The organism is Shewanella sp. AS16 (assembly GCF_021412365.1).
GTDB lineage: Bacteria > Pseudomonadota > Gammaproteobacteria > Enterobacterales > Shewanellaceae > Shewanella > Shewanella salipaludis.
The window spans coordinates 1-298 of sequence record NZ_JAKCLK010000209.1; the positions used below are offsets into that span (position 1 = coordinate 1).

Annotated in this window: 1 protein-coding gene; it reads right to left on the bottom strand. The window is 58.1% G+C overall.

What is annotated here, in order from left to right:
* The coding region (locus tag LZP73_RS20030) for a contractile injection system protein, VgrG/Pvc8 family (protein WP_234236667.1) at positions 1-298 on the bottom strand (298 nt) is incomplete at both ends.

Below are 298 nucleotides of genomic sequence, written 5' to 3' on the forward strand. Positions count from 1 at the left end.
GTGTTATCGCCCCCGGTGGCGTCATGCTGGCCTGTGGTCATTTCCGCCGTGGCTTCACGGTAGTTGTAGTCCCGCGTGGAGACACTTTTTTCCACCACGCTGTACGCGGTGTTCAGCCCCCATACGGCTTCCGTTTCACCATCAAACAGCCCAGAAGGATGGCGAAGCGGCAGCGTCAGCCCGCGCTCGTAGCCGCTCTGGTCGTCGTAAAATTCGATAACTTCGATTTTCAACCGGGCGTCGGTGGCAAAGCGGAACCAGATACCCACCTCTGACAGCAGGCGTGAAACAAACGTCA